At 40.2% G+C, this 3,090-nt stretch carries 3 protein-coding genes and 1 pseudogene; 1 reads left to right on the top strand and 3 read right to left on the bottom strand.

The features are described 5' to 3' along the window. A pseudogene (locus K8S13_RS24545) lies at positions 1–290 on the top strand (response regulator); the annotation flags it as partial. A 95-nt stretch (positions 291–385) separates the two neighbouring features. Here K8S13_RS24545 and K8S13_RS24540 read toward each other — a convergent pair. The 3 genes from K8S13_RS24540 to K8S13_RS24530 all read right to left on the bottom strand — a co-directional run. Beyond that, positions 386–1,678 carry a TRAP transporter large permease gene (locus K8S13_RS24540; RefSeq protein WP_291466359.1) on the bottom strand — a complete coding sequence of 431 codons (1,293 nt, stop codon included), beginning with the start codon at positions 1,676–1,678 and terminating at the stop codon, positions 386–388. Between the two features lie 18 nt (positions 1,679–1,696). Further along, entirely contained in the window at positions 1,697–2,188 is a 492-nt protein-coding gene (locus K8S13_RS24535) for a TRAP transporter small permease (protein WP_291466358.1), read from the bottom strand. A 43-nt stretch (positions 2,189–2,231) separates the two neighbouring features. Then, a partial coding sequence (locus K8S13_RS24530; RefSeq protein WP_291466357.1) for a TRAP transporter substrate-binding protein occupies positions 2,232–3,090 on the bottom strand: 859 nt, incomplete at its 5' end.

Below are 3,090 nucleotides of genomic sequence, written 5' to 3'. Positions count from 1 at the left end.
AATCCCTGATGCAGTCCATTAAAAAGGGAGCTATTTCCTATCTTTCCAAAGAACATTTAAGTGAGCTTGATTCATTGCTTAATGAACTTTTAGGCGCACATAACGACGGCAAACCCACCTGGAAACTTTTATTTAAAAAACTGGGGAACCATTTTAACCTGCGCTTTGGGAAAGACTGGAAAGATGACGACAAAGATTTCTGGAATGATTTTGAGAAAGACTGGGAAGTTTCAAGGGGTATCCAGGAAAGATTGCTGCACGATAAAAATATTATCGATAAAGGGATATAACCCCATAAAATAAATAAAAAACAGGGATTGCAGGAAGTCAATTTCCTGTAATCCCGGCTATTTTGTTAGACAATGAATATAACCTTTTGTTTTTTCTACAGGTATCCAAAAAGCCTGGGCAAAAAGAGTACAACTTCCGGGAAATATGTCAAAAAGAAAAGTACCCCTATTTGAATAAGCAAAAATGGCATTACTGCCCTTGAGACATAGATGATATCCCGCTTGGCGAGTGCCCCCGTAATAAACAGACTGACGCCCATGGGTGGTGTACAATATCCAATGGCAAGGTTTACAGTCATAATGAGCCCGAAATGCATTGGATCTACATTAAAGGGACCCAGCAATGGCAGAAATACAGGACCCAATATCAATGTCGCTGAAATAATATCCATGAACATGCCGATAATAAGCAGCAGGATGTTCATGGCCAGTAAAAAGACAATGGGTGAATCAATATTTGCCACAACAATTTCTGCAACCCTGTTGGGAATATTCTCAAAGGTGAGATATCTTCCAAAACATGTGGCCGACGCCACAATCAATAAAAGTGTTGCACTGGTGACCGCTGAAGAAACCGTGACATTCTTAACGTCTATAAAATTCATGGACTTATAAATGAACAATTCCACGGCAAATGCATAAACACTTGCCACAACCGCTGCTTCATTTGCAGTGAAAACACCTGAAAATATACCGCCGAATATGATCACGATCAGCATAACCGCCCAGAAACCTTCTTTCAATATATGGTAGAGCTGTTTAAAATCAGGTGCAGGAAGCCGCTTGATATCAGTCCGCTTTCTGTAAAGAAGCCATGAGTAAAAACAAACACATAGAATGATCAATATCCCGGGAACAAATCCTGTAATAAAAAGGCCTTCCAGAGAGACATTGCTGATCATGGAATAAAAAATCATGCTGATACTGGGCGGGATGATCACACCCAAATTTGGAGAGGTGGTCATCAGCCCCAGGGTATAATCTTCATCATATCCGTTCTTTATCAATGCAGGAATCATAAAACCGCCCAGGGCAACCACGGTTGCAACCGTAGATCCTGAAATGGCACCAAACAGGCCGCAGCCGATGACACCGGCCATGCCTAAGCCGCCCGGCAGCCAGCTGACCAAGGCATTGGCAAGGTTGATCAATTTTTCAACCATTTTCCCTTTGGTCATGATATTACCGCAAAGGATAAAGAACAGAACAACCACAAGCGAAAAATTATCAAGGCTTCGAAAAAGCGTCTGTGCCAACAGAGCGGGAGGAATATCAAGGAATACGACAAACCCGATAGTTGCTGTAAAAAACAGACATAAAAAAACAGGTATATATGTTGTCATAAAACCCAGGAGAATACATAGAATAATCAAATCACTAATCTGCATGGAAATAAACCCTTTTATCTATTTGGGATATCCGGTTTGAATATCTTGAATCATCACCTGAACAGTTCTGAAAAATACCATCACGCCCATTACAGGCATGATGGAATATATTACCACAAGCGGAATCTGCATGATGATTGTTTTCTGGCTTGTCATATACTGAAGGTGGGTCATTTTATACCCATAGAAAACCATCATGCCGGTAAAAACAAGCATCAGGATATTGGAATAAAATGTCAATCCTGGTTTAAGCCTGGGAAAAATCTGAACAACTGCATCAATTTTGATCATCGCCCTTTGCTTGATCGCCACACTGGCACCCACAAATGTTGAGTAAATAATGACAATACGCACCAACTCTTCACTCCAGGCAAGGGTATAGTTAAACCCATACCTTAAAATAACGTTGGCAAAAAGAGATAAAAGAGCTACTATTACAATAATAAAAAGGGTCCACTCTTCAATATTGGAGACAATGGTGTCTAATTTTTTAAAAAATTTCCCAAGCATAAACCAAGTCCTATTTAGCGTTTGTTATCAATCAACAATCAAATTATTGTAGCAATCCCTGAACTTCTTTTAAGAAATTATCCGGTTTGTAAGTATCACCAGGATAAAGTTTGTTAATTTCAGGGGCATATTTATCATATGTTCCCTTGCTCTGTTTCAGCAAAGTTGCCATATCTGAATCAGAAAGTTGAAAAAATTCAACACCGGCTGTTTTTGCTTTTGCGATATTGGTATTTTCTTCTGTGAGTGATTTCACCCTGCTTTTTGCACAGACATCATGAACACTGGCAATAAAAGCACCTCTTATGTCAGCGGGAAGCTTTGCAAGCCAGGCTTTGTTAAAAATCCAGATAAAAAGCCCCTGGGCATAGTTGATCTGGGTAAAATACTTGGCCACTTCAAATTTCTTTGTTACATTGCAAACGGTGAGCGTATGATCAAGACCTGTGATAACACCCTGTTTGAGCGCAACCGGTACATCAGGCCACGGCATGGAAACAGGATTGAATCCCCAATTCCTGTAACTTAACTGATTAACAGCGGCTTCTGCAATCCTGAACTTTACCTTTTTGGCATCTGTAATATTTCTAACGGGAATGGTGGTTGCCCAGCCATAGTTTCCATAGCCTGTAATATCAAGCCCGGTAATCCCCTGATGATCCATTGCATTTAAAAAATGATTAAAAATCTTTTTATTGTTGATAAATTTATCAAGATTTTCAAAAGAATTCACAAGGAAAGGCAAATTCACGATTCCAAATCTTGGGCCCAGGTTGGTTGCAGCCACAGAGCTGACTCCCATACCTTGAACAGCACCCATCTGAACCATGTTTAGTACTTCCACCTCACCGCCCAGCATGGAATAGGGTTTAAAGTCCACATAGACTTTGCCGTTTGTTCTT

The sequence above is a fragment of the Desulfobacula sp. genome, assembly GCF_021107415.1.
This window is presented reverse-complemented; position numbering and strand designations above follow the sequence as displayed.

What these genes read in the sequence shown, in the direction of transcription:
- K8S13_RS24540 (WP_291466359.1), bottom strand. Translation starts at nt 1,678, where the DNA reads ATGCAGATTAGTGATTTGATTATTCTATGTATTCTCCTGGGTTTTATG.
- K8S13_RS24535 (WP_291466358.1), bottom strand. Translation starts at nt 2,188, where the DNA reads ATGCTTGGGAAATTTTTTAAAAAATTAGACACCATTGTCTCCAATATT.